Genomic DNA, 22,202 nt, shown 5'->3' with positions numbered 1-22,202 from the left:
CCGAAGGGTCGGAAAAAAGGGCACCCGGGAGTGTGTCATGAAACGGGCCCTATCGGGCAGGGCACCAAGGGTCATGTACCGCGAGGGGCTCAAGGGGAACGATGGACAGGCGGCACGGACCGGGCACACAGGGAGCACGGGACCCGTACTTCGACAACGCGAAATACCTGACGATCGTGCTCGTGGCGTGCGGGCACGCGTGGGAACCACTGACGTACGGGAGCCGCACGGTGACGGCCGTGTATCTCGGCGTGTACGCCTTCCACATGCCGGCGTTCGCCCTCATCTCCGGCTATTTCTCACGGAGTTTCGACATGGCGCCGGGCCGGCTGCGCCGCCTCGTCGGCGGGGTCGTGGTGCCGTACGTGCTGTTCGAGATCGCGTACACGCTGTTCTACCGGTGGGCGCAGGACGATCCGGGGTATCCGATCAGCCTGCTCGACCCCTGGTATCTGATGTGGTTCCTGGTCGCGTTGTTCATCTGGCGGCTCACTACTCCCCTCTGGCTGCAACTACGACACCCTGTGCCGGTCGCCCTGGCGTTGGCGGCGCTCGCGTCGACGGCGCCGGACGCGGGAGGTGACCTGGCACTCCAACGGGTGGTGGGTTTCCTGCCGTTCTTCGTCCTGGGACTGACGCTGCGGCCCGAGCACTTCGAGCGGCTGCGCACGCGGCGGGCCCGGCTGTGGGCGTTGCCCGTGGCCGCCGGGGCGCTGGTCGCCGCGTACGCGGTGGCTCCCTGGTTCGACGCGGGCTGGTTCTACCACCGGGGCAGCGTCACCGGCCTCGGCGCCCCCGCCTGGGCGGGACTGGTCACGACACCGGCCCTGTTCGCCCTCGCCGTCGTCCTCAGCGCCTGTTTCCTGGCCTGGGTGCCGGGACGCACGACACTGTTCACGACGCTGGGCACGGGGACGCTGTACGCGTACCTGCTGCACGGCTTCCTCATCAAGTCGTCGCGCTTCTGGGGCTGGTACGACCACCCGTGGCTGCACACCCCGGCGGGTGAACTGGCGGTGACGGCCGTGGCGGTCGGCGTCATCACCCTTCTGTGTACGTCTCCTGTGCGGCGGGGCTTCCGGTTCGCCGTGGAGCCGCGCGTCCCGTGGGCGTTCCGGCGTACCGATCCGGTTCGGGAGGCCGAACCGCCGGTGTCCGGCGTCCCCGGCGAGCGGGTCCTGCACCCCTAGCCTGTGCCCGTTCGTCGGGCCTACAGCCGGACCCACCCCGGGCCTCCCCCGGACCTTCAGAAGGGCACTCCCGTGATCCGCACCCGTTTCCTCCGCTCCCGGCTCCTGCTGCCCGCCGCGCTGCTCCTCGCCTCCGTGCCCGTGCTCGGCGGGACGGCGCACGCGGGCGGCACGTGTTTCGCCACGCACGAGGACGCCCCGATCTACGCGGGCAACAACCCGTGGACGGACATCGTCGGCCATCTGGACCCGGGTGTCCCGGTCAACGGCACACGGCAGGGCGCGGACGAGCTGTGGCAGATCTCGCGTACGGACAACGGCGCGCCGCTCGGTTTCATGCGCGCCGCGGACCTCACCTGCGACGGCGGCTGATCGCCTGCGCCGAGGAAAGCAGGGCGTGCATCCGCTCGTTCAGCTGCCCCAGGTCATCGGCGGGCGCGTGGAACGGGAGGCGTACATCGGCCTGGCCGCGGACGCGTTCGAGCCGGAGGGTGAGCCCGTGCCGGTCGACAGTCAGGGGCTGGACCCGCACGACGCCGTGGAGGCTGTCCACGTCGACGAGCCGGGTGAGCTGTTCGACGGCTTCGGGGTGGCAGTCGGCGAGATGGGTGAGCAGGCGGGGTTCGGCCGCGGTGAGGGGATCGGGTGCGGTCTCGGCGAGTTCGTCGAGTTCGATGCCGACGCGGCCGGTACGTGTCTGGAGCACGACGCGGATCGGCCTCAGCACGAACTGTTCGCCGTCGGGTTCGAGTGACCCGGAAAGCCATAGGCGCGCCCGGATCCGGTCTCTGACGGGCACCGGCGCGGCGTCCGCGAACTCGATGAGCGCGGTCGGTTCGCCGCGGGGCGCGCAGAGCACGGCGGCGGACAGAAGGCTGTCGGCCGGGGGCTGGATCCGTACCTCGCCCTCGTCGGTGACGCGATGGGATCCGACGAGGTCCTCCCGCCCGATGTCCGTCGTCACCTCGCACGACCAGGCGGTGGCCAGAATTGATCGCGCGCGTGCCGCCGCGGTGGGAGCGGCGGTACTGATCTGTCGGACACCCATCCGAACCTCCTTAGGTAAGCCTTGCCTAACTTATCGGAGATTCGCGGAGGGGGCCAGTACGCGCGAGGGCGGCGAACGCCACGCGATCGGGCGGTGAATATGCCATACGCCCGCGCGCGTCGGTCGGGAGCGGCATCATGCGGCCATGGACGGTACTGCCCTTCTGCGGGACCTCTTCACACCGGACGAGTACGACGCGGTCCGCTCGCACGCGGACCACTTGGGCGTGACGGTGGTCGAGTACGTACGTCAGACAGCTGCCGAACGCGCCCTGGAACGACTGCACTTGGCGCAGGCCCTGGAGACGCAGGACCTGCGCCTGGGGAAGCTGTCGATACCGCACGTCGACCGTAGCCGCTGCGGCGAAGGACCTCCCGCGCTGCGACGGTTCCTCGACTCCCTGGCGCATCCGCCGGAGACGAAGACCTGACGCGAAGAAGCCCGAGCCGGAATGGCCGGGGCGCGCCGGGGCAACCGGCCCCCATGACCCCACAGACTGCGGCACGTCGGCGAAAGGGCCAGGAGCGTAAGGGCCAGAAGCGTAAGGGCGAGGCATGGAAGCGGGTGACAGGGAAGCGCGCGCCGCGAAAGCCGGCAGCACGGAAAACGGCGACACGTAAGCCGGCGACACGTAAGCCGGTGTCGTGGGGGCGGATCGTCGCCCGGGCGCTCATCGCCGGCTGCGCGTTCGTGGCCCTCGTGGCGTTCTCCGCGGTCCTCGCCCGGCTGACCCTGACACCGTCCCCGGCGTCGGCGGACGTCGCCGGGTCCAACATGCGGCCCGGACATTCCCTGCGCCAGTACGCCGAGTCGTACACGTTCCTCGGCGCGTGCAAGCAGATCGGCGGGAATTTGCTGCTCGGCGCGCCGTTCGGGCTGCTGCTGCCGGTGCTTGTGGCGCGCAAGGGCCGCATGATGCGGGTGCTCGCGGTGACGGTCCTCGTGATGGCGCTCGTGGAGCTGGCGCAGGGCGCGATCGTCGAGGGGCGCGCCTTCGACGTGGACGACGTGATCCTGAACACGACGGGCGCCCTGATCGCCTACTTCCTGCTCGGGCGCCGCATCGGACACAACTACCACGCCCTCGCACGGCCGTCGGGCCGTAACCGCTTGGCGATCAGGCTGCGGGGGAATGGGGCTCGATACCGGGGAACACCCGGTGCCACAGGCGACGGAAGGAAGTGATCGTCATGCGTGCGCCCAAGCGCGCCGTACGGCGGCCCGCACGCGTGGAGTACCTGTTGCCGCAGGGCTCGGGCTCGGCCCGCTGGGCCCGGCGTCTCACCCACGACTTTCTCGCGGGACGGAGCGCGGCCGGCGCGCACGACGCGGTGCTCGTCGTCTCGGAGCTGGTCGCCAACGCGGCCCGGATCAAGGGCAGTCACTGCCGTATGAGTCTGTGCCTGGACGCGGACGAGCTGACCGTCTCCGTCCATGACGACAGCCCGCACCACCCGCGCCTCAAGCCGGACTCGCTGTCCGCGGAGTCGGGCCGCGGCATCTCGCTCGTGGACGCGCTGTCGCGCCGAATGAGCGTGGTGAGCGACCCCTACGGCGGAAAGACGGTACGCGCGGTACTCGCCCACCGTTCCTAAACAGTGTCCGGGAGCGAGCCTTGTACCCACGTCCCGGAACTGCGCGCATCCCGAACGGTTTTGGATGCGCTGGTCCCCCGCGTTCTCGTTGTCCCTGTCCGGCAACGCGCATCGTGTGCACGCTCCGCGACAGGGCGGCGGGTTTCCTCACGCCCTCGCTCACCACGATCGGCCTGGACGGTCCGATGCCCAGCACCATCACTCTGGTGATGCTGAGGCGGTGCCGTCCGTCGCCGGATCGGGTGCCCGAGGGCGCGCCTGCCAATGGCCACCGAGGCGGCGTCATGGCGAGTCATGCTGCGAGTCTTGCTGATCAGGGGCTTGCGCCAGTGCTGGTCGCCCCACATCGAGGTGTATGCCGGGTCGACGGCGACGATGGCGATGCCGTGCTCGGCGGCCATGGAGACGATGCGGGCCTTGAGCTTGCCGGCGGGTATACCGGAGATGAGTTGCCGGAACCGCTTCTTGCGGCCGTGCTTCTCGCGGGTCTTCTCGGCGGCGAAGTCCAGGTTTTCGATGCCGATCGCCTGCGCGCCGGTCTGCTTGGTCCAGTGCAGGAGGCGAGTGAGGGCGTGCCGGATCTGGGCGTCGCGGTGGTCGGCGGTGCCGGACAGGTCATAGTGGAAGCGGCGCGGGTCGCCGACCGGGTTGCCGTGCCGGTCGAGCCGGTAGGCGGCGAAGTGGTCGGCGTTCGTGTCGACGCCGACCATGCCCTTGGCGCAAGCGGTGGCCGACGGCATCGTCTGCACGACGGGCCTGGTCCACGAAGCGGTGAGGTACCAGCGGCCCCGCCCAACGTGGCAGTGGATGCGGTAGGCGACGGCACGGTTGGCCTCGGTGCGGTCGCGCCACTCGTCCCCACGGTGCGCGAACACGACCTTGGAGGCAAGAACGTACCGGCCATGCCTACTGTTGGCCAGGTGGGCGAGCGGGGCGGGCATCTTGATCGACACCTCGCCGTCAGGGGTGACGCGGATCGTCTCGTTACCGAAGCGTTTTCCGGACTCGCCGTCTGCGGCGAGGAACCAGCGCTCAGCCTCCCAACGCTGACGCCACTCGCGCTCGGTGAGCTGCGCGGCCTGAAGGTTGTGCCGGTTCCTGAGCAGCCGCCGACCGCCGCGAACGACACGGACACGACCGGTCTTCCAGTCGTCGCGGGCCATGTCGAGGCGGTATTCCAGGGTGGCCAGGCGGCGGGACTTGTGGAACCACTCGCCCTTGGACCGGTACCCGCCCGGCGCCCGCTTGCTGCCTTTCTCCCCGATCGGGAGGGACAGGCGGTGTCGCAGCATGCGGATACCGGCCTCAAGGCTCTGGACATGGGCGAGCAGACAGCGTCGGGCCAGGCCGTACTGGTCGTGCGTGGCCTTCGTGATCGCACCCGCGATACGCGACGACGACTGCTCGGTCAGGTCACGCTTGCGGGATGCCCACGCGTCGTTGTTGTGCTTGTGCCCGGCTTCGCAACGGGCCTTGAGGTCGAGAGAGGCCAGGCGGCCCTGGTGCTCGCCGACCAGACGCAACACCTTCTCGTCCTTTGGTGTGAGGTGCTTGAGGCGGTCGCGTAACGCCACACCCAACGGGCCGACAGCAACGAACGGCGGGTCGATGGTGCGGAGCTTCTTCTTCTTGTCAGTCATCGGCAGCCGCCGCTTCCAGTGCCTTCTTGGCACGGTTCTTCGCACTGCGGCTGCCGTACAGGCGGGCACAGAATGAGGTCAGAACCTCCACCATTTCGCGCACCAGGTCGTCTTCGACCTCGCCGTCATCCAGCACAACGAGTCGACGGCCTGTTGCGGCCAGAGCGGCCTCAACGAGTTCGACGTTCATGCGGCCCAACCGGTCTTTGTGCTCCACCACTACGGTGGTCACCGCCGGGTCGGCCAGCAGGCGACGGGCCTTGGCGCGGGCGCCGTTCATGCCCGAAGCGATCTCGGATTCGACGCGCACGACCTTATGCCCGGCCTTCGCGGCCCATGCCGACAAGCGTGCGGTCTGCCGCTCCAGGTCGGCCTTCTGCTCGTGGGAGGAGACGCGGGCGTACAGGCCCACGCCACCGGTCACGGACTGTGAGGTGTTCGCGTCGATGTTCACCAAGATCGTGCGCGGCCCCACTCGCTCCGCAGGGACCGGCAGCGTGCCCTCACGGAACCAGCGGTACGCAGTACGCGGGGCGACCCCCTGTGCGCGTGCCCATTCCGTCAGGTTCATACACCAGACCATACGACACTCGTAACACCTAAAGGACACTTATGGACACTTAGTCGAGAGCAGTTCCAGACCCCTGACGGCCGGGGAGACCCGGGCGGCAGCACTCCGTCTGCCGCCCGGCCCGATCGCCCGGCTCAGTGTCCCCTGGCGATCCACTCCTCCAGGTGAGGTGCTTCGGCTCCGATGGTCGTGCTGTCGCCGTGCCCGGTCCGTACGACGGTCTCCGGCGGCAGCGTGAGGAGCCGCTCCCTGACCGACTCGACGATGGTCGGGAAGTCGCTGAACGACCGGCCCGTCGCCCCGGGGCCTCCCGCGAACAGGGTGTCGCCGGTGAAGACGGCACCGAGGTCCGGCGCGTACAGGCTGACCGCGCCGTGGCAGTGCCCCGGTGTGTGCAGCACGGTCAACTCCACGCCCGCCACAGTCAGTTGCTGACCGTCGGAGAGGTCTCCGTCAGGTGTGCGGTCCGGGTGCTTCTGCTTCCACAGCTCCGTGTCCGCGGGGTGCAGAAGGATCGGCGCGCCGGTGCGCTCGGCGAGCGCGGGCGCCGCGTCGATGTGGTCGTCGTGGGCATGGGTGCACACGATGGCGACGAGCCTCCGGTCGCCCACGGCCTCCGCGATCGCGTCGGCGTCGTGCGCCGCGTCGATCACGACGACCTCGCTGTCGTCGCCGACGATCCACACGTTGTTGTCGACGTCCCAGATGCCCCCGTCGAGGGAGAACGTGCCGGACGTGACGAGGTGTTCGATGCGCGCGCCCGCCATCAGAAGATCACCACCGAGCGCAGCACGTCGCCGTGGTGCATCCGCTCGAACGCCTTCTCCACGTCCTCCAGGGCGATCGTCTCGGTCACGAACGTGTCGAGGTCGAGCCGCCCCTGCCGGTAGAGGTCGATCAGCATCGGGAAGTCGCGCGCGGGCAGACAGTCGCCGTACCAGGACGACTTGAGCGCGCCACCGCGCCCGAACACGTCCAGCAGGGGCAGTTCGAGCTGCATCTCGGGCGTGGGGACGCCGACGAGGACGACGGTCCCGGCGAGATCGCGTGCGTAGAAGGCCTGCTTGTAGGTCTCCGGGCGGCCGACCGCCTCGATGACGACGTCGGCGCCGAAGCCTCCGGTCAGCTCACGCACGGCCTCGACCGGGTCGGTGGAGCGGGAGTTGACGGTGTGCGTGGCGCCGAGCTTCTTCGCCGTCGCCAGCTTCTTGTCGTCGATGTCGATGGCGATGATCTTCCCGGCGCCGGCCAGATGGGCGCCGGTCACGGCCGCCGCGCCGACACCTCCGCAGCCGATGACGGCGACGGAGTCGCCGCGGCCCACGTTGCCGGTGTTGATGGCGGCGCCGAGGCCGGCCATGACGCCGCAGCCGAGCAGTCCCGCGGCGGCGGGCGACGCCTCCGGGTCGACCTTGGTGCACTGGCCGGCGGCGACGAGCGTCTTCTCGGCGAACGCGCCGATACCGAGCGCGGGCGAGAGCTCCGTACCGTCGAGGAGCGTCATCTTCTGCTTCGCGTTGTGCGTGTCGAAGCAGTACTGGGGGCGCCCGCGCAGGCAGGCACGGCACTGGCCGCACACGGCACGCCAGTTGAGGATCACGAAGTCGCCCGGCGCGACCTCGGTGACACCCTCGCCGACCGCCTCGACGACACCGGCCGCCTCATGACCGAGCAGGAACGGGAACTCGTCGTTGATGCCGCCCTCCCGGTAGTGCAGGTCGGTATGACAGACCCCGCACGCCTGGACCTTGACCACGGCCTCACCGGGCCCGGGATCCGGCACGACGATCGTCTCGATCCGCACCGGCTCACCCTTGGCCCGCGCGATCACGCCTCGCACCTGCTGCGCCATGACGATCAGTCCTCCACTCGCTCGTCGCATCGTTCTTCGCCATCTTCACAGATGGGCCCCGGTCCCGGGGCCGGGGTGACGAGGAGCGCGGCCTCACGGGTCGCTAGCATCCGAAGTATGTCTGTCTACGAGAATGTCGAGATCGCCGCCCTCCAGGGTGGCCCCGCCGACCTCCCCCAGTACGAGGGCAAGGCCGTCCTCATCGTCAATGTGGCCTCGAAGTGCGGCCTCACCCCGCAGTACGCGGCCCTGGAGCAGCTCCACGCCGCGTACGCGGGCCGCGGCTTCAGCGTGCTCGGGGTCCCCTGCAACCAGTTCATGGGCCAGGAGCCCGGCAGCGCCGAGGAGATCGCCGAGTTCTGCTCGGCGACGTACGGCGTGACGTTCCCGATGACCGAGAAGGTCGAGGTGAACGGAGAAGGACGCCACCCGCTGTACGAGCGTCTGGTCACCACCGCCGACGCGGAGGGCCACGACGGGGACATCCGCTGGAACTTCGAGAAGTTCGTGCTCTCCCCCAAGGGTGAGGTCGTCGCCCGCTTCTCGCCGCAGGTGGTGCCGGACGCCCCCGAGGTGGTCGCCGCGATCGAGGCCAACCTCCCGAAGTAGGTACCGGGCACCGGCGGGGCTGCGGAACCTCGCTCGCCTCCTGCGAGCCCCGCTCCGAGGAGTCGGCGCGGGGCTTGTCGCAGGCGCCGTGACCGAGCAGGTCAGGTCCGGCGAAGCCGGCGGAACCCCTCCGCCGCGCGGCGGTCCCGCGACGCTCCCCCGCGTCCACGACAATGGCTGCGATGACACCCGAACCCGTCGAATCCGCTCCCGGAATCCGGCTCTCCTCCGCCAGGGGCCGCTGGATCCTCGCCTGTGTCGTCCTGGCTTCCGGGATGGCGATGCTCGACGGCACGGTGGTGAACGTCGCCCTGCCGACGATCGGGCGCGACCTCGACGCCTCCCTGTCGAGCCTCCAATGGGTCGTGAACGCCTACATGCTGACGCTGTCCGCCCTGCTCCTGTGGGGCGGCGCGCTCGGCGACCGGATCGGGCGGCGGCGCACGCTCGTGCTCGGCGTGGCCTGGTTCGCGGTCGCGTCGGCGCTGTGCGGGTTCGCCCCCGACCAGGGGGTCCTCATCGCGGCCCGCGCGCTGCAGGGTGTCGGCGGTGCGCTCCTGACACCGGGGTCGCTGGCCCTCGTACGGTCCTCGTTCCACCCCGACGACCAGTCGCGGGCCGTGGGCGCCTGGTCGGGGCTCACGGGTGTGGCGGGTGCGCTCGGACCGTTCCTCGGCGGGTATCTGATCGACGGTCCCGGATGGCGGTGGATCTTCCTGATCAATGTGCCGCTGGCCCTGGTCGTGCTGCTGATCGCGGTGCGGCACGTGCCGGAGAGCCGTGAGGCCGAGGTCGCCGGGACCCGCTTCGACATGGCGGGGGCCACGCTCGCCGCCCTGTGCCTGGTGGGCATCAGCTACGCGCTCATCGGGTCGTCCGGCGGCGCGTCCGTCGTGTCGACGGCGCTGCCCGCTGTGCTCGGTGTCGCCGCCGGCGTCGCCTTCGTTGCCGTGGAGCACCGGCGCGCGAACCCGATGCTGCCGCCCTCGCTGTTCCGCTCCCGGCTGTTCAGCGCGGCCAACGCGATGACGCTGTGCCTGTACGCGGCGATCGGCGGCATCCTGTTCCTGCTGCCCGTACAGCTCCAGATCGCGCTCGGCTACAGCGCGCTGGAGGCGGGTATGGCAACGCTCCCGATCACCGTCCTGATGCTGCTCCTCTCCCCCCGTGCGGGCGATCTCGCGCGCCGTGTCGGGCCGACGCCGCCCCTGGTCGCCGGGCCGCTGATCGCGGCGGTGGGCCTGCTCCTGATGCTGCGGATCGAGCCCGGCTCGTCGTACGTGGCCGATGTGCTGCCCGCGGTGGGGGTCCTCGGCCTGGGCATGAGCGTGTTCGTCGCGCCCCTGACGGCCACGGTCCTGGCCTCGGTCGAACCGGGCCGCGCCGGGCTCGCCAGCGGCGTCAACAACACGGCGGCCCGTGTCGCGCAGCTCCTCGTGGTGGCGGCGCTGCCGCTGGCGGTCGGCCTGTCCGGGGACGCGTACACGCGGCCGGATTCCGTGAACACGTCGTTCCACCGGGCCGCCCTGGGCTGCGCCCTGCTGTTCGCACTGGGTTCGGCGACGGCCCTCGTGTTCATCCGTCCGGCGGCGGTCCGCCCTCGGCTGGAGGAGGCGCCGAAGCCACAGTGCCGCTCGCATCTCGGCGTGGCGGCACCGGCGTTGGAGCCCGGGACCCACAAGCGGGACCGGCGGGAGGTGCTGTAGCGGCGGAGCTTGCGGCCCGGCTCAGCTCCCGAACGGGACCTGGGCCACCGTCGGCGCTGCCGCACCCCGGTGCGGGTGTGCCCACAGCCCGCGCGCGTGCAGCCGCGGCAGGACGCCCTCCCCGAACCAGTACGCCTCCTCCAGATGCGGATATCCGGAGATCACGACCGCGTCGATGCCGATGCGGTGGTACTCCTCGACGCGGTCGGCGAGCGGGCGATCTGCGTGAGATGGCCGATGGACGGGGCCCGGTCACCGCCCGCCACGGTCGCGGGTGTGCCGTGGCCGCCGCCGACCACGTGGCGGCTGTCGCCGTTGGTCGGCGGAAACCAGGAAGGTGAGGGACACGGGCGGACTCCGATGGTGGAGGACAACTGTGCCAACAGGTGGTGGCGGGGCGGGAGTCGGCGGGTCAGCTCGCCGCGGCGAGCAGCGGCCGCGCGGTGCGCGTGAGTGCTCCGGAGAACTGGTCGACGACGCGGCTGAGCGCCTCGGCGGACCCCGGCGCGACGCTGACCGTGCCGTCCGGTGCGACGGTGATGTCCTTGTCGAGGGTGAACCACCCCTGGACGATGTGGTCGGCGCCCATGGAGTTGAGGACGGGCCGCAGCGCATAGTCGAGGGCCAGGACATGGGCGGTGGTGCCGCCGGTGGCCAGCGGCAGCACGGTCTTGCCGTCGAGGCCGTACTGCGGCAGCAGGTCGAGGAGCGCCTTGAGGAGACCCGAGTACGCGGCCTTGTAGACGGGAGTCGCGACGACGACGCCGTCGGCGCGGGCGAGGAGCTCGGTCGCCTCGACGATGGCCGGGTGGGCGAAGTCCGCGCCGAGGAGTGCCTCGGCGGGCAGGGTGCGGACGTCGAGGGCTATGACGTCATGGCCCTGCGCTTCGAGTCGCGCGTCGAGATGGCGCAGGAGTCGCGCCGTGCGGGAGGTGGCGGAGGGACTTCCGGAAATGGAGAGGACGGTGGCCATGACGGGACCCTTCGGGCTGGAATTCGGCACGCGGAATGCAGGGACGGTGAAAGACGCGGACGCGGGAACGCGGGACACGCAGGGGTACGGAAATCAGGAATTCACGCATGCCGAAGGCGCACCGAATACACGGTGCGGTTCAGTGCGGTGCGGTGCGGTGGGGAGCCATGCGGATATCGATCGGCACGACGGAGGTTCGACGGCGCCGGCTGCCGCGGAGGCGGCCTGGTGGCCGGGGCGCGGGAGACCCGTCAGAGGGCGCGACAACAGAAGGAGCTGGAGACGCGCGCGAGGTCGACATGGCGTCGCCGCGTGAGGTCCAGTCTCGTGTTCATGCGAACGATCCAACCAGGGGCAAGTCGGGCCGGTCAAGAAATCTCCGTGCCGGTCTCGCATCGCGGAACAGACTTCCCCATGGGCCGGGATAAACCGCGAAGGACGAGTTCCCTTCGACAACCCTTCGGGGAGTGCGGTTTATCGGCGGGTGCCCTTACCCTCGTGCGCCGCACCGCGGCCCGGTGCAGGATGGCTGCATGCTGTTCTCCCGGCTCGCACAGGTGTCTCAGGAGGTCGCGGCCACCACGGCGCGGTCGCGGAAGATCGCGCTGCTCGCCGAGCTCTTCCGGGCGGCGGAGCCGGACGACGTACCGATCGTGATCCCTTACCTGGCGGGACGCCTCCCGCAGGGGCGCCTCGGCGTCGGGTGGCGGGTGCTGCGCGATCCGGTGGAGCCTGCCGCGCAGCCCCGGCTGACGGTCCAGGACGTCGACGCCGCGCTGACCGCGCTCGGCGATGTCGCCGGCGCGGGGTCGCAGGCCGAACGGACCCGTCTCGTCGGGGAGTTGATGGGCGCCGCGACCGAGGAGGAGCAGCGGTTCCTGTTCGGTCTGCTCACCGGTGAGCTGCGGCAGGGGGCTCTCGACGCGGTGGCGCAGGAGGGGCTGGCGCAGGCGACCGGTGCGCCGCCGGAGGAGGTGCGACGCGCGGTGATGCTGACCGGGTCGCTCCAAGTGGTGGCGCAGGCCGTGCTGGCCGAGGGCCCGGACGCGGTGAGCCAATTCCAACTGACCGTCGGGCGCCCGGTGTTCCCCATGCTGGCGCACAGCGCGTCCTCGGTCGGGGAGGCCGCCGACAAGCTCGGGGCCTGCGCGGTGGAGGAGAAGCTCGACGGCATCCGCGTACAGGTGCACCGCGACGGCGACGTCGTACGCGTCTACACGCGCACGCTCGACGACATCACCGACCGCCTGCCCGAGGTCACCGCCGCGGCGGCAGGGCTCGACGGGGACCGCTTCGTCCTCGACGGCGAGGTCATCGCGCTGGACGGGGACGGGCGGCCGCGCCCCTTCCAGGAGATCGCGAGCCGCGTGGGTTCGCGGGTGGACGTGGCGACGGCCGCGGGGTCCGTTCCCGTGGTGCCGGTGTTCTTCGACGTCTTGTACGCGGGCGGGGACGAGCTGCTCGATCTGCCGTTCGCCGAGCGCCACACGCGCCTCGCGCTGCTGGTGCCGGAGGCGATGCGGGTACGCCGCGTCGTCGTACCGGACGGAGAGGACGCGGCGGCCCGCGCGGCCGCCGACGCGTTCTTCGCCGACACCCTGCGGCGTGGCCACGAGGGCGTCGTCGTGAAGGCGCTCGACTCCCCGTACAGCGCGGGGCGGCGCGGCGCGTCCTGGCTGAAGGTGAAGCCCGTACACACGCTGGACCTGGTGGTGCTCGCGGCGGAGTGGGGCCACGGCCGGCGCACGGGCAAGTTGTCGAACCTGCACCTCGGCGCCCGCAGGCCGGACGGCTCCTTCGCGATGCTGGGCAAGACGTTCAAGGGGCTCACGGACGCGCTGCTCGCCTGGCAGACGGAGCGGCTGCGGGACCTGGCCCTGAGCGACGACGGCCATGTCGTCACGGTGCGCCCCGAGTTGGTCGTGGAGATCGCCTACGACGGTCTGCAGAAGTCCACCCGCTACCCGGCCGGCGTCACGCTCCGCTTCGCGCGCGTCGTGCGTTACCGCGAGGACAAGGCGGCCCAGGACGCGGACACGGTCGAGACGGTGCTCGCCGCACACCCGGCGCAGTAGGTGTGCAACGCCGCAACAAGACCGTTTCTTTGCCAAATATTGAGGCCGATAGGGTGACACCCGGCGCCCTGTACTTGCAGGTGCCATGCATCATCCAGGACAAGCACGGACAAGGGGAGAGCTGTGGCCGCTTCACGTCTGAGCCGCACGCCACTGCCGGGGATCGGCTTCCGGTACGACCTGACCACCCGCGACCAACGCCAGGTGTCGGTGGTCGCGCACCGGGACGGCGGGCGCACCCTGAGCGCCTACCGGACCGACGACCCGGACGCCTGCGACCTGTCGCTGAAGCTGACATCCGGTGAGGCGGCCGCGCTGATCGACGCGCTGATGCCGTCCCACCACAGCCCGAACCTGCTGCACACCACCGATCTGGGCCTGGTCGCCGAGCGCATCGAGATCGGCGCGACCTCGCACTGGAACGGGCGCGTGCTCGGCGAGACGCAGCTGCGGACCGAGACCGGCGCCTCGATCGTGGCCGTGCTGCGGCGCGCCGAGGCGATCCCGTCACCCACCCCCGACTTCCGGCTCGCCGGCGGGGACACCGTGATCGTCATCGGCACCCGCGAGGGCGTGGAAGCGGCGGCGACGATACTCGGAAGGGAGTGATCGGATGCACTCCGCGGTGTTCCTCATCGAGTTCGGGGCGATCATCCTCGCGCTCGGCCTGCTGGGCAGATTCGCCGGGCGGTTCCGGTTCTCACCCATCCCCCTCTATCTGCTTGCGGGGCTCGCGTTCGGCGAAGGCGGGCTGCTCCCGCTCGGCGCGAGCGAGGAGTTCGTGGCCATCGGCGCCGAGATAGGCGTCATCCTGCTGCTGCTGATGCTGGGCCTGGAGTACACGGCCAGCGACCTCGTCAGCAACCTCAAGACGCAGTACCCGGCGGGCCTCGTCGACTGCGCGTTCAACGCGCTGCCCGGCGCCGTGGCCGCGCTGCTCATGGGCTGGGGCCCCGTGGCCGCCGTCGTCCTCGCCGGTGTCACCTGGATCTCCTCGTCGGGTGTGATCGCCAAGGTGCTCGGCGACCTCGGCCGGGTCGGCAACCGGGAGACCCCGGTGATCCTCAGCATCCTGGTCCTCGAGGACCTGGCGATGGCCGTCTATCTGCCGATCATCACGGCTCTGCTCGCAGGAGTCGGCTGGGCGGCGGGCGGTGTCACCCTGGCCATCGCGCTCGGAGCGGCGGGCCTCGTCCTGTTCCTCGCCGTGCGCTACGGGCGGCTCATCTCCCGGTTCGTCTCCAGCGACGACCCGGAGAAGCTGCTCCTGGTGGTGCTCGGTCTGACGATCCTGGTCGCCGGGATCGCGCAGCAGCTCCAGGTGTCGGCGGCCGTCGGCGCGTTCCTCGTCGGCATCGCCCTGTCCGGTGAGGTCGCCGAGGGCGCCCACTCACTGCTGCTGCCGCTGCGCGATCTGTTCGCCGCGGTGTTCTTCGTCTTCTTCGGGCTGCACACCGACCCGGCGAGCATTCCGCCGGTCCTGCTTCCGGCGCTCGCTCTCGCGGTCGTCACGGCCTGCACGAAGATCGCGACGGGCTACTGGGCGGCGCGGCGGGCAAAGATCTCCGTCAAGGGCCGCTGGCGCGCGGGCGGCGCGCTCGTGGCGCGCGGCGAGTTCTCCATCGTCATCGCGGGCCTCGCGGTCACGGCCGGCATCGAGCCCAGGCTCGGCCCGCTGGCGACCGCATACGTCCTGATCCTCGTCATCGTCGGGCCGCTGACGGCGCGCTTCACCGAGCCCGTCGCGATGCGCGTCTCGCGGTGGCGGCACCGCGGCGACGCACCGGCCGCGACGGTCACCGCCGGTACGGGGATCGTGCCCGCGCCGCGGGACGCGCAGGATCCGGTCGGCCCCGAGGCGGAGGCGCACGGCACGTCCGGGCGGACCTCGAACTCCTCCTCCTGATCCGGTCACCCGCCCGGGCGTCGACCATCCAGGTCGCCGCCCGGAACGGGCCGTGGAGAGCTACCGGGATTGATTCGCAGTGCACTCGGAGGCCGCCGCGGAGGGAGCCGTTCACATGTAGCGCGCCGACACTGGTGCCATGGCGTACAAGAAGCAGAGCGCGGGCCTGCTCCTGTTCCGGCGCACGGCCGCCGGTACCGAGGTGCTGCTCGGACACATGGGCGGCCCGTTCTGGGAGCGGCGCGACGCCGGTGCGTGGACCGTGCCGAAGGGCGAGTACGAGGACGACGAGGAGCCGTGGGCGGCGGCGCGCAGGGAGTTCCAGGAGGAACTGGGCGTTGCACCGCCGGACGGCACGCCGGTGCCGCTCGGCGACACCGTGCAGTCCGGCGGCAAGCACGTCACCGTGTGGGCCGTGGAGGGTGACCTCGACCTGGACGGCTTCGTGCCCGGCACGTTCACGATGGAGTGGCCGAAGGGCTCGGGGCGCATGGCCGAGTTCCCCGAGCTGGACCGCGCGGCCTGGCTCGGGCTCGACACCGGGCGCGCCCTCGTCGTGCAGGCGCAGGCCGTCTTCCTCGACCGGCTCGCCGAGCACGTCTGACGCACGCGCCACCGGGTACACGGCCCGTCCGCGTTGCGCTGCGCGACGAGGCGCGGCAAGGTCGAAGCACCGCGCAGAGGAGGTCACCCCCATGCCCATCGCGACGGTCAACCCCGCGAACGGCGAGACGCTCAAGACGTACGACGCCCTGACCGACGAGGAGATCGAGCACCGGCTCCTCCTCGCCGCCGGCACGTTCCGCACGTACCGCACCACCACGTTCTTCGAACGGGCCCGGCTGCTCCAGACCGCCGCCGACCTGCTCGACGCGGACCGTGACGACATCGCGCGCGTCATGACCACCGAGATGGGCAAGCCCGTCGTGGCGGCCCGCGCGGAGGCCGCGAAGTGCGCGAAGGCGATGCGCTGGTACGCGGAGCACGCCCAGGAGCTCCTCGCCGACGAGCACCCCTCGGCCCGGGACGTGGAGGACTCCGGCGCGGTCAGCGCCCATGTGCGCTACCGGCCGCTGGGCATCGTCCTCGCCGTGATGCCGTGGAACTTCCCGCTGTGGCAGGTCGTACGGTTCGCCGCGCCCGCCCTGATGGCAGGCAACGTAGGACTGCTCAAGCACGCGTCGAACGTGCCGCAGACCGCGCTCTACCTCCAGGACCTGTTCCGCAGGGCCGGGTTCCCGGACGGGTGCTTCCAGACGCTGCTCATCGGTTCCCGCGCGGTCGAGGGCGTGCTGCGGGACGAGCGGGTCGTGGCGGCGACGCTGACCGGTAGCGAGCCGGCGGGGCGGTCCGTCGCCTCGATCGCGGGCGACGAGGTCAAGAAGACGGTCCTGGAGCTGGGCGGCAGCGACCCGTTCGTCGTGCTGCCGTCGGCCGACGTGGCGAAGGCGGCGAAGGTCGCGGTGACGGCGCGGGCGCAGAACAACGGGCAGTCCTGCATCGCGGCGAAGCGGTTCATCGTGCACACGAACGTCTACGACGAGTTCACCGAGCTGTTCGTCTCCGGGATGCGGGCCCTGCGGGTCGGCGACCCCATGGACGAGAACACCGACGTCGGGCCGCTCGCCAGCGAGCAGGGCCGCGCCGACCTGGAGGAACTCGTGGACGACGCCGTGGAGTGCGGCGCGACGGTGCTGTGCGGCGGACAACGCCCGGAGGCATACGCCAAGAGCGGCTGGTACTACGAGCCGACGGTCATCACCGACATCACGCAGGACATGCGCATCCACCGCGAGGAGACCTTCGGCCCGGTCGCCACGCTGTACCGCGTCGGCGACCTGGACGAGGCCGTGGCCCTCGCCAACGACTCACCGTTCGGGCTGAGTTCCAACGTATGGACACACGACGCCGCGGAGATCGACCGCTTCGCCCGCGACATCGAGGCGGGCGGCGTCTACGTGAACGGAATGACCGCCTCGCACCCGGCCTTCCCCTTCGGCGGCATCAAGCGCTCCGGCTACGGCCGAGAACTCTCCGCCCACGGAATCCGCGAGTTCTGCAACATCACCACGGTATGGGTGGGGGCGTGAACCGTCCGCGACGCGCCCTTGAGGTCAGGTGCGGGCCTCTGGCATGACCCGTGGGGCACGCACCATGAACACGTCGATCGGGTCCTCCGATTCGAGGGTGAAGCCGTGGCGCTCGTAGAGGCGGCGGGCCGCACTCCCCTGGACGACGTCCAGGCGTACGGTCTCGCCCGCTGCGTCGGCACCGTCGAGCAGTGCGCGCAGGACGGACGTGCCGAGGCCTCGGCCCTGGTGTTCCGGGGCGAGGTAGAAGTGCTCGATCCACTGGCCGCCGGACGGCGCCGGGCGCATCGTGACGCTGCCCGCGAACGCGCCGTCGGCCAGGACGACGGAGGTGTACAGCTCGGAGAAGGTGTCGCGCAGCCGCCGGCGCACTCGATGCTCGTCGTAGCGGCCGAGGCGCACGAGGTCCGGTCGCATGACAATGGCGCGCAGCTCGGCGATCGGCTCCACGTCGGCGGGTCCGGCAGCCCTCAGCTCCCACCGGACGCGGGGTGGCCGGGATGCCTCGGGGCTCTCCTGACCAGGCCGTTCCGCTTCTGCCGTGGTACGTACGTCCATCGCCGGAGTATCACAGACGCCTCACACGTACCGGTGCACCGCGTGGAGCCGGGGTCAACGGCTGAGGCATTCAGTCATGGTTCGACCCCCGCACGGGAGTTGGCGAGGGCCGAACCGGACACTACGCGCGCGTGGGGGCCGGTCGGGCACCACGCGCGCGTGACCGTCAGCCCCGGGCCGCCAGCAGGTGGTCCATCGCCAGCTGGTCGAGGCGTTCGAAGGCCATGCCGCGGGCGGCGGCCGCCTCCACGTCGAAGCCCTCGAAGGCGGACTCGTCGGCGAGCAGCCCCGACAGGCCGTCGGCGGCCGTGGGCTGCACCAGCTCGTCGAGCCGCGACGCGCGCAGCGCCTCCTGAACCTCCGGGTCGGCCCGGAACGCGGCCGCACGCTCGCGCAGGATCAGGTAGTTGCGCATGCAGCCCTCGGCCGACGCCCACACCCCGTCGTAGTCCTCCGTGCGCGGCGGCTTGAAGTCGAAGTGCCGCGGCCCCTCGTACCCGGCGCTCTCCAGCAGGTCGACCAGCCAGAACGCCGAGCGCAGGTCGCCCGCGCCGAAGCGGAGGTCCTGGTCGTACTTGATGCCCGTCTGGCCGTTGAGGTCGATGTGGAAGAGCTTGCCCGCCCACAGTGCCTGGGCAATGCTGTGCGGGAAGTTGAGCCCCGCCATCTGCTCGTGGCCCACCTCCGGGTTCACGCCGTACATCTCGGGACGCTCCAGGCGCTCGATGAACGCGAGGGCGTGGCCGACGGTGGGCAGGAGGATGTCGCCGCGCGGCTCGTTCGGCTTCGGCTCGATCGCGAACTTCAGGTCGTAGCCCTGCTGAACGACGTACTCGCCGAGCAGGTCGAAGGCCTCCTTCATCCGGTCGAGGGCAGCCCGTACGTCCTTGGCCGCGCCCGACTCGGCGCCTTCGCGGCCGCCCCAGGCGACATACGTCTTCGCGCCGAGCTCGACGGCGAGATCGATGTTGCGGATGGTCTTGCGCAGGGCGTACCGGCGCACGTCACGGTCGTTCGCGGTGAACGCGCCGTCCTTGAAGACGGGGTGCGTGAAGAGGTTCGTGGTGGCCATCGGGACGATCAGGCCGGTGGCGTCGAGGGCCTGGCGGAAGCGCTTGACGTGTGACTCGCGCTCGGTGTCCGAGGCCCCGAAGGGGATCAGGTCGTCGTCGTGGAACGTCACCCCGTAGGCGCCGAGGTCGGCCAGGCGCCGCACGGACTCGGCCGGGTCGAGCGCGGCGCGGGTGGCGTCGCCGAACGGGTCGCGTCCCTGCCAGCCGACCGTCCACAGGCCGAAGCTGAACTTGTCGTCGGGGGTGGGTCGGTACGTCATGTCGCGGCTCCTCGTCAGTCACGCCTATTTCGTCATGGCACTTTACAAATTAGTATGCGGACACGTCGCTGGGAAGAGGCATCTCGGGAGAGCATTGGGTGAACGCTCTGTCACAGGTACCTCGGACAGCCACGGAATCGTCTTGTCGGGAACGGGAGAGCCGGATGTCATCAGCCGATGGACCACTCGTCGTCGGGGTGGACAGCTCCACGCAGTCCACGAAAGCCCTGGTCGTCGACGCCGCCACGGGCGCGGTCGTGGCGAGCGGCCAGGCACCGCACACGGTGAGCGCGGGGCAGGGCCGCGAGAGCGACCCCGAGCAGTGGTGGACCGCCCTGTGCGAGGCGCTGCGCCAGTGCGGGGACGCGGCGCACCGGGCCTCCGCGGTGTCGGTCGGAGGTCAGCAGCACGGCCTGGTCACCCTGGACGCCGCGGGCCGGCCGGTGCGTCCCGCACTGCTCTGGAACGACGTGCGCTCGGCGCCCCAGGCCCGCCGCCTCATCAACGAGATGGGCGGACCCAAGGCGTGGGCCGAGCGGGTGGGCAGCGTGCCGGGAGCCTCGTTCACCGTCACGAAGTGGGCGTGGCTGGCCGAGCACGAGCCGGACGCCGGACGCGCCACGGCCGCGGTACGGCTGCCGCACGACTACCTCACACAGCGGCTGACCGGCGACGGCACGACGGACCGGGGCGACGCCTCGGGCACGGGCTGGTGGGCATCGGCCACGGAGTCGTACGACGACGACATCCTCGCGCGCGTGGGCCTCGATCCGGCGCTGCTCCCCCGGGTCGTACGCCCCGGAGAGGTGGCCGGCACCGTCCACGGCTCGGGCGAACTGCCGTTCTCCAAGGGGACGTTGGTGGCCGCCGGCACGGGCGACAACGCGGCGGCCGCTCTCGGCCTCGGCCTCCGGCCCGGCACCCCCGTCCTCAGCCTCGGCACGTCAGGCACGGTGTACGCGGTGTCGCGGCATCGTCCCGCGGACCCGACCGGCACCGTCGCCGGCTTCGCCGACGCGCGCGGCGACTGGCTGCCGCTCGCGTGCACCCTGAACTGCACGCTGGCCGTCGACCGGGTCGCCGCGCTGCTCGGCCTGGACCGCGAGGCCGTGGAACCCGGCGGCGACATCACGCTGCTGCCGTACCTGGACGGCGAGCGCACCCCCGATCTGCCGAACGCCTCAGGACTGTTGCACGGGCTGCGGCACGACACCACGGGAGGGCAGCTTCTGCAGGCCGCCTACGACGGCGCCGTCCACGCGCTCCTGGGCGCGCTCGACCTCGTCCTCGACGCAGACGCCGACCTGTCCGTGCCACTGCTGCTCATCGGGGGCGGCGCCCGGGGAACGGCCTGGCAGCAGACCGTACGACGGCTCTCGGGTCGCGCCGTGCAGGTGCCCGAGGCCCGTGAGCTGGTCGCGCTCGGCGCCGCGGCACAGGCCGCCGGGCTGCTGACCGGGGAGGATCCGGCGGCGGTGGCCCGGCGCTGGGGCACGGCGCAGGGGCCGGTTCTCGACCCCGTGGAGCAGGACGCGGCGGCGCTGGCACGGATCTCCGGGGTACTCTCCGACGCGGCCCCGCTCCTGGACAGGGGCCCGCGCTGACCACCCGGCCGACCGAGGATCCAGGAAGGCCGACGGCCCCGTGCGCCGGCCCGACCCCATGGGAGCGTCCGGAGGCATGACCGCACCACTGCACGAGCCCCGGCCCGGCACGCCCGACACCCAGCAGGGCATGCGCCGGCGCAACCTCTCGCGGGTCATGCACGCCGTCGCCACCGACGGCCCGTTGTCACGGGCCACGGTCGCCCAGCACATCGGGCTGACCAGGGCCGCGGTCTCGACTCTCGTCGACGAACTGATCCGGTCGGGTCTGATCGAGGAGCTCGGCCCGCAGCGGCCCGGCCGGGTCGGGCGTCCCGGCTCGGCGCTCGCGGTCAGCCGCCGCGGCCCCGCCGGGATCGGGGCCGAGGTGGGCGTCGACCATCTCGCGGCGTGCGCGGTCGATCTGAGCGGCGCAGTACGCGCGCGTGCCGTGCGGCGCGTCGCCAACCGCGGGCGCGCGCCCGGACCCGTCCTGAAGGAACTGTCGGTGCTGGTCCGGGAGGTGACGGCCCGTGCCGAACAGGAGGGGCTGCGCCCGGCGGGCCTCGCGGTCGCGGTGCCGGGCCTGGTCGCGCGCGGCACCCCCACGGTGGTCCGGGCGCCCAACCTGGACTGGCACGACACGGACGTCTCCGCGCTGCTGCCGACGCCGACCGAGGCACTCTCCGTTCTGCCGCTGAGCGTCGACAACGAGGCGAATTTCGGGGCCCTCGCCGAGCTCTGGCTCGGCGAGGACACCCCAGCCGACTTCCTGCACGTCTCGGCCGAGATCGGCATCGGCGCCGCGCTCGTCGTCGACGGCAAACTGCTGCGCGGAACCCGTGGATTCGCGGGCGAGTTGGGGCACGTTCCGGTTCGCCCGGAGGGCCCGGCGTGCCCCTGCGGAGGGCGCGGCTGTCTGGAGCAGTACGCGGGCGAGGAGGCCGTGCTGCGGGCGGCCGGGCTGGGGCCCGGCGAGGACCGGGTGGGCCTGCTCGCCGAGCGCGCCGCGGCAGGGGACACGGATGCGCGGCGGGCGCTGCGCGGGGCCGGGGCAGCCCTGGGTATCGCACTGACCGGGGCGGTGAACCTCCTCGATCCTCGGGCGGTCGTGCTCGGCGGGGCGCTGTCGCGACTCGCTCCGTGGCTACTGCCCGCGCTGGAACGGGAGTTGACGCGCCGGACGGCGACGCCGGCCGCCGGGGTGACGGTGTCGCGCCTGGGGTCCGACGGCCCTCTGCTGGGGGCGGCGCACTCGGTGGTGCGGGCGGTGCTCGACGATCCGGTGGCGGTGGCCGCATAGGACGCCGGTGGTCGTGGGAAGCCCCTGCGCCGTGACGCGGGAAGTGCCAGAGGTTCGGACCTCTGACGTGCGGTTGTTCACAGCCGGCGAGTTATCCACAGGCGTGCCGCGCCCTCTTCCGCCCCAACCGCCAAGGCCCTTAACGTAATTCACGCGGGACGCCACCGCCT

General features: G+C 71.3%; 23 protein-coding genes and 2 pseudogenes. 14 read left to right on the top strand and 11 right to left on the bottom strand.

Annotated elements, in window-relative coordinates; all coding sequences use genetic code 11:
* Positions 1-101 precede the first annotated feature (101 nt).
* Positions 102-1,190 carry an acyltransferase family protein gene (locus tag ACWFR4_RS20680; RefSeq protein ID WP_453653802.1) on the top strand — a complete coding sequence of 363 codons (1,089 nt, stop codon included), beginning with the start codon at positions 102-104 and terminating at the stop codon, positions 1,188-1,190.
* A gap of 72 nt (positions 1,191-1,262) precedes the next feature.
* Positions 1,263-1,562: a hypothetical protein gene (locus ACWFR4_RS20675; RefSeq protein WP_453468255.1), complete on the top strand. Its 300-nt coding sequence runs from the start codon at positions 1,263-1,265 to the stop codon at positions 1,560-1,562.
* On the opposite strand, the gene ACWFR4_RS20670 is transcribed toward ACWFR4_RS20675, so the two are convergent.
* Positions 1,543-2,238, bottom strand: coding sequence for a DUF2470 domain-containing protein (locus ACWFR4_RS20670; protein ID WP_453653801.1), 696 nt, complete (start codon positions 2,236-2,238; stop codon positions 1,543-1,545). The two genes, ACWFR4_RS20675 and ACWFR4_RS20670, sit on opposite strands and share 20 nt — an antisense overlap.
* A 145-nt stretch (positions 2,239-2,383) precedes the next feature.
* Here ACWFR4_RS20670 and ACWFR4_RS20665 point away from each other — a divergent pair, with 145 nt between their 5' ends.
* The 3 genes from ACWFR4_RS20665 to ACWFR4_RS20655 all read left to right on the top strand — a co-directional run bounded on the left by ACWFR4_RS20665 (position 2,384) and on the right by ACWFR4_RS20655 (position 3,833).
* Entirely contained in the window at positions 2,384-2,668 is a 285-nt protein-coding gene (locus tag ACWFR4_RS20665) for a hypothetical protein (RefSeq protein ID WP_453653799.1), read from the top strand.
* A 209-nt stretch (positions 2,669-2,877) separates the two neighbouring features.
* Positions 2,878-3,423, top strand: a complete 546-nt coding sequence (locus ACWFR4_RS20660) for a VanZ family protein (RefSeq protein ID WP_453653797.1) — start codon at positions 2,878-2,880, stop codon at positions 3,421-3,423.
* Positions 3,424-3,428: 5 nt separating this feature from the next.
* Positions 3,429-3,833, top strand: coding sequence for an ATP-binding protein (locus ACWFR4_RS20655; protein ID WP_453468259.1), 405 nt, complete (start codon positions 3,429-3,431; stop codon positions 3,831-3,833).
* Here the strand turns inward: ACWFR4_RS20655 and ACWFR4_RS20650 are convergent.
* The 4 genes from ACWFR4_RS20650 to ACWFR4_RS20635 all read right to left on the bottom strand — a co-directional run bounded on the left by ACWFR4_RS20650 (position 3,830) and on the right by ACWFR4_RS20635 (position 7,896).
* A complete protein-coding gene (locus tag ACWFR4_RS20650; RefSeq protein ID WP_453653795.1) occupies positions 3,830-5,473 on the bottom strand; it encodes an IS200/IS605 family accessory protein TnpB-related protein in 1,644 nt (547 codons plus the stop codon). The genes ACWFR4_RS20655 and ACWFR4_RS20650 overlap by 4 nt on opposite strands.
* Positions 5,466-6,044, bottom strand: coding sequence for an IS607 family transposase (locus ACWFR4_RS20645; protein WP_453468261.1), 579 nt, complete (start codon positions 6,042-6,044; stop codon positions 5,466-5,468). The genes ACWFR4_RS20650 and ACWFR4_RS20645 overlap by 8 nt, the downstream gene beginning before the upstream one ends.
* Before the next feature lie 134 nt (positions 6,045-6,178).
* Positions 6,179-6,811, bottom strand: a complete 633-nt coding sequence (locus ACWFR4_RS20640; RefSeq protein ID WP_453653793.1) for an MBL fold metallo-hydrolase — start codon at positions 6,809-6,811, stop codon at positions 6,179-6,181.
* On the bottom strand, positions 6,811-7,896 hold the full coding sequence (locus ACWFR4_RS20635) for an S-(hydroxymethyl)mycothiol dehydrogenase (RefSeq protein WP_326709031.1): 1,086 nt from the start codon (positions 7,894-7,896) through the stop codon (positions 6,811-6,813). Before ACWFR4_RS20635 ends, ACWFR4_RS20640 begins: the two co-directional genes overlap by 1 nt.
* Before the next feature lie 117 nt (positions 7,897-8,013).
* On the opposite strand from ACWFR4_RS20635, the gene ACWFR4_RS20630 reads away from it, so the two are divergent.
* Both ACWFR4_RS20630 and ACWFR4_RS20625 read left to right on the top strand, forming a co-directional pair.
* Complete coding sequence (locus tag ACWFR4_RS20630; RefSeq protein ID WP_372560868.1) at positions 8,014-8,505, top strand: glutathione peroxidase; 492 nt, start codon at positions 8,014-8,016, stop codon at positions 8,503-8,505.
* Positions 8,506-8,687: 182 nt separating this feature from the next.
* Complete coding sequence (locus ACWFR4_RS20625; RefSeq protein WP_453653791.1) at positions 8,688-10,211, top strand: MFS transporter; 1,524 nt, start codon at positions 8,688-8,690, stop codon at positions 10,209-10,211.
* Between the two features lie 21 nt (positions 10,212-10,232).
* Here the strand turns inward: ACWFR4_RS20625 and ACWFR4_RS20620 are convergent.
* From ACWFR4_RS20620 to ACWFR4_RS20605, 4 genes and pseudogenes are all read right to left on the bottom strand, one after another.
* Positions 10,233-10,424 (bottom strand): annotated as a pseudogene (locus ACWFR4_RS20620) (LLM class flavin-dependent oxidoreductase); the annotation flags it as partial.
* Positions 10,421-10,559 (bottom strand): annotated as a pseudogene (locus ACWFR4_RS20615) (LLM class flavin-dependent oxidoreductase); the annotation flags it as partial. The pseudogenes ACWFR4_RS20620 and ACWFR4_RS20615, both read right to left, overlap by 4 nt.
* Positions 10,560-10,623: 64 nt before the next feature.
* Positions 10,624-11,184 (bottom strand): NADPH-dependent FMN reductase, encoded by a 561-nt coding sequence (gene ssuE, locus ACWFR4_RS20610; protein ID WP_453469302.1) that lies wholly within the window; start codon positions 11,182-11,184, stop codon positions 10,624-10,626.
* A gap of 251 nt (positions 11,185-11,435) precedes the next feature.
* The gene (locus tag ACWFR4_RS20605) at positions 11,436-11,519 is read right to left on the bottom strand and encodes a putative leader peptide (protein ID WP_351255852.1); all 84 of its coding nucleotides are present in this window, start codon (positions 11,517-11,519) and stop codon (positions 11,436-11,438) included.
* A 198-nt stretch (positions 11,520-11,717) separates the two neighbouring features.
* On the opposite strand from ACWFR4_RS20605, the gene ACWFR4_RS20600 reads away from it, so the two are divergent.
* The 5 genes from ACWFR4_RS20600 to ACWFR4_RS20580 all read left to right on the top strand — a co-directional run bounded on the left by ACWFR4_RS20600 (position 11,718) and on the right by ACWFR4_RS20580 (position 17,255).
* Positions 11,718-13,259 carry an ATP-dependent DNA ligase gene (locus ACWFR4_RS20600; protein ID WP_453653789.1) on the top strand — a complete coding sequence of 514 codons (1,542 nt, stop codon included), beginning with the start codon at positions 11,718-11,720 and terminating at the stop codon, positions 13,257-13,259.
* A 123-nt stretch (positions 13,260-13,382) separates the two neighbouring features.
* The gene (locus tag ACWFR4_RS20595) at positions 13,383-13,868 is read left to right on the top strand and encodes a cation:proton antiporter regulatory subunit (protein WP_453468817.1); all 486 of its coding nucleotides are present in this window, start codon (positions 13,383-13,385) and stop codon (positions 13,866-13,868) included.
* Positions 13,869-13,872: 4 nt separating this feature from the next.
* Positions 13,873-15,165, top strand: a complete 1,293-nt coding sequence (locus tag ACWFR4_RS20590; RefSeq protein WP_453468818.1) for a cation:proton antiporter — start codon at positions 13,873-13,875, stop codon at positions 15,163-15,165.
* A gap of 139 nt (positions 15,166-15,304) precedes the next feature.
* Positions 15,305-15,769, top strand: coding sequence for an NUDIX domain-containing protein (locus ACWFR4_RS20585; RefSeq protein WP_453653787.1), 465 nt, complete (start codon positions 15,305-15,307; stop codon positions 15,767-15,769).
* A 91-nt stretch (positions 15,770-15,860) separates the two neighbouring features.
* Positions 15,861-17,255 (top strand): NADP-dependent succinic semialdehyde dehydrogenase, encoded by a 1,395-nt coding sequence (locus tag ACWFR4_RS20580; protein ID WP_453653785.1) that lies wholly within the window; start codon positions 15,861-15,863, stop codon positions 17,253-17,255.
* 24 nt (positions 17,256-17,279) lie between these two features.
* Here ACWFR4_RS20580 and ACWFR4_RS20575 read toward each other — a convergent pair whose 3' ends face one another.
* Positions 17,280-17,813 carry a GNAT family N-acetyltransferase gene (locus ACWFR4_RS20575; protein ID WP_453653783.1) on the bottom strand — a complete coding sequence of 178 codons (534 nt, stop codon included), beginning with the start codon at positions 17,811-17,813 and terminating at the stop codon, positions 17,280-17,282.
* A gap of 166 nt (positions 17,814-17,979) precedes the next feature.
* The gene (xylA, locus tag ACWFR4_RS20570) at positions 17,980-19,146 is read right to left on the bottom strand and encodes a xylose isomerase (RefSeq protein WP_453464851.1); all 1,167 of its coding nucleotides are present in this window, start codon (positions 19,144-19,146) and stop codon (positions 17,980-17,982) included.
* A 164-nt stretch (positions 19,147-19,310) separates the two neighbouring features.
* On the opposite strand from xylA, the gene xylB reads away from it, so the two are divergent.
* On the top strand, positions 19,311-20,750 hold the full coding sequence (gene xylB / locus ACWFR4_RS20565; protein ID WP_453653781.1) for a xylulokinase: 1,440 nt from the start codon (positions 19,311-19,313) through the stop codon (positions 20,748-20,750).
* Between the two features lie 76 nt (positions 20,751-20,826).
* Positions 20,827-22,032: an ROK family protein gene (locus ACWFR4_RS20560; protein WP_453653779.1), complete on the top strand. Its 1,206-nt coding sequence runs from the start codon at positions 20,827-20,829 to the stop codon at positions 22,030-22,032.
* Positions 22,033-22,202: the final 170 nt, after the last annotated feature.

The organism is Streptomyces sp. NPDC055140 (genome assembly GCF_053607285.1).
Note: the sequence above shows the minus strand (reverse complement) of the source record. Positions and strands in the feature narration are given on the sequence as shown.

Bases quoted from the DNA above. Each gene is read 5' to 3' on its own strand.
- ACWFR4_RS20680 (WP_453653802.1), top strand. From the start codon at position 102: ATGGACAGGCGGCACGGACCGGGCACACAGGGAGCACGGGACCCGTAC.
- ACWFR4_RS20670 (WP_453653801.1), bottom strand. From the start codon at position 2,238: ATGGGTGTCCGACAGATCAGTACCGCCGCTCCCACCGCGGCGGCACGC.
- ACWFR4_RS20665 (WP_453653799.1), top strand. From the start codon at position 2,384: ATGGACGGTACTGCCCTTCTGCGGGACCTCTTCACACCGGACGAGTAC.
- ACWFR4_RS20655 (WP_453468259.1), top strand. From the start codon at position 3,429: ATGCGTGCGCCCAAGCGCGCCGTACGGCGGCCCGCACGCGTGGAGTAC.
- ACWFR4_RS20650 (WP_453653795.1), bottom strand. From the start codon at position 5,473: ATGACTGACAAGAAGAAGAAGCTCCGCACCATCGACCCGCCGTTCGTT.
- ACWFR4_RS20645 (WP_453468261.1), bottom strand. From the start codon at position 6,044: ATGAACCTGACGGAATGGGCACGCGCACAGGGGGTCGCCCCGCGTACT.
- ACWFR4_RS20640 (WP_453653793.1), bottom strand. From the start codon at position 6,811: ATGGCGGGCGCGCGCATCGAACACCTCGTCACGTCCGGCACGTTCTCC.
- ACWFR4_RS20635 (WP_326709031.1), bottom strand. From the start codon at position 7,896: ATGGCGCAGCAGGTGCGAGGCGTGATCGCGCGGGCCAAGGGTGAGCCG.
- ACWFR4_RS20630 (WP_372560868.1), top strand. From the start codon at position 8,014: ATGTCTGTCTACGAGAATGTCGAGATCGCCGCCCTCCAGGGTGGCCCC.
- ACWFR4_RS20625 (WP_453653791.1), top strand. From the start codon at position 8,688: ATGACACCCGAACCCGTCGAATCCGCTCCCGGAATCCGGCTCTCCTCC.
- ssuE (WP_453469302.1), bottom strand. From the start codon at position 11,184: ATGGCCACCGTCCTCTCCATTTCCGGAAGTCCCTCCGCCACCTCCCGC.
- ACWFR4_RS20605 (WP_351255852.1), bottom strand. From the start codon at position 11,519: ATGAACACGAGACTGGACCTCACGCGGCGACGCCATGTCGACCTCGCG.
- ACWFR4_RS20600 (WP_453653789.1), top strand. From the start codon at position 11,718: ATGCTGTTCTCCCGGCTCGCACAGGTGTCTCAGGAGGTCGCGGCCACC.
- ACWFR4_RS20590 (WP_453468818.1), top strand. From the start codon at position 13,873: ATGCACTCCGCGGTGTTCCTCATCGAGTTCGGGGCGATCATCCTCGCG.
- ACWFR4_RS20585 (WP_453653787.1), top strand. From the start codon at position 15,305: ATGGCGTACAAGAAGCAGAGCGCGGGCCTGCTCCTGTTCCGGCGCACG.
- ACWFR4_RS20580 (WP_453653785.1), top strand. From the start codon at position 15,861: ATGCCCATCGCGACGGTCAACCCCGCGAACGGCGAGACGCTCAAGACG.
- ACWFR4_RS20575 (WP_453653783.1), bottom strand. From the start codon at position 17,813: ATGGACGTACGTACCACGGCAGAAGCGGAACGGCCTGGTCAGGAGAGC.
- xylA (WP_453464851.1), bottom strand. From the start codon at position 19,146: ATGACGTACCGACCCACCCCCGACGACAAGTTCAGCTTCGGCCTGTGG.
- xylB (WP_453653781.1), top strand. From the start codon at position 19,311: ATGTCATCAGCCGATGGACCACTCGTCGTCGGGGTGGACAGCTCCACG.
- ACWFR4_RS20560 (WP_453653779.1), top strand. From the start codon at position 20,827: ATGACCGCACCACTGCACGAGCCCCGGCCCGGCACGCCCGACACCCAG.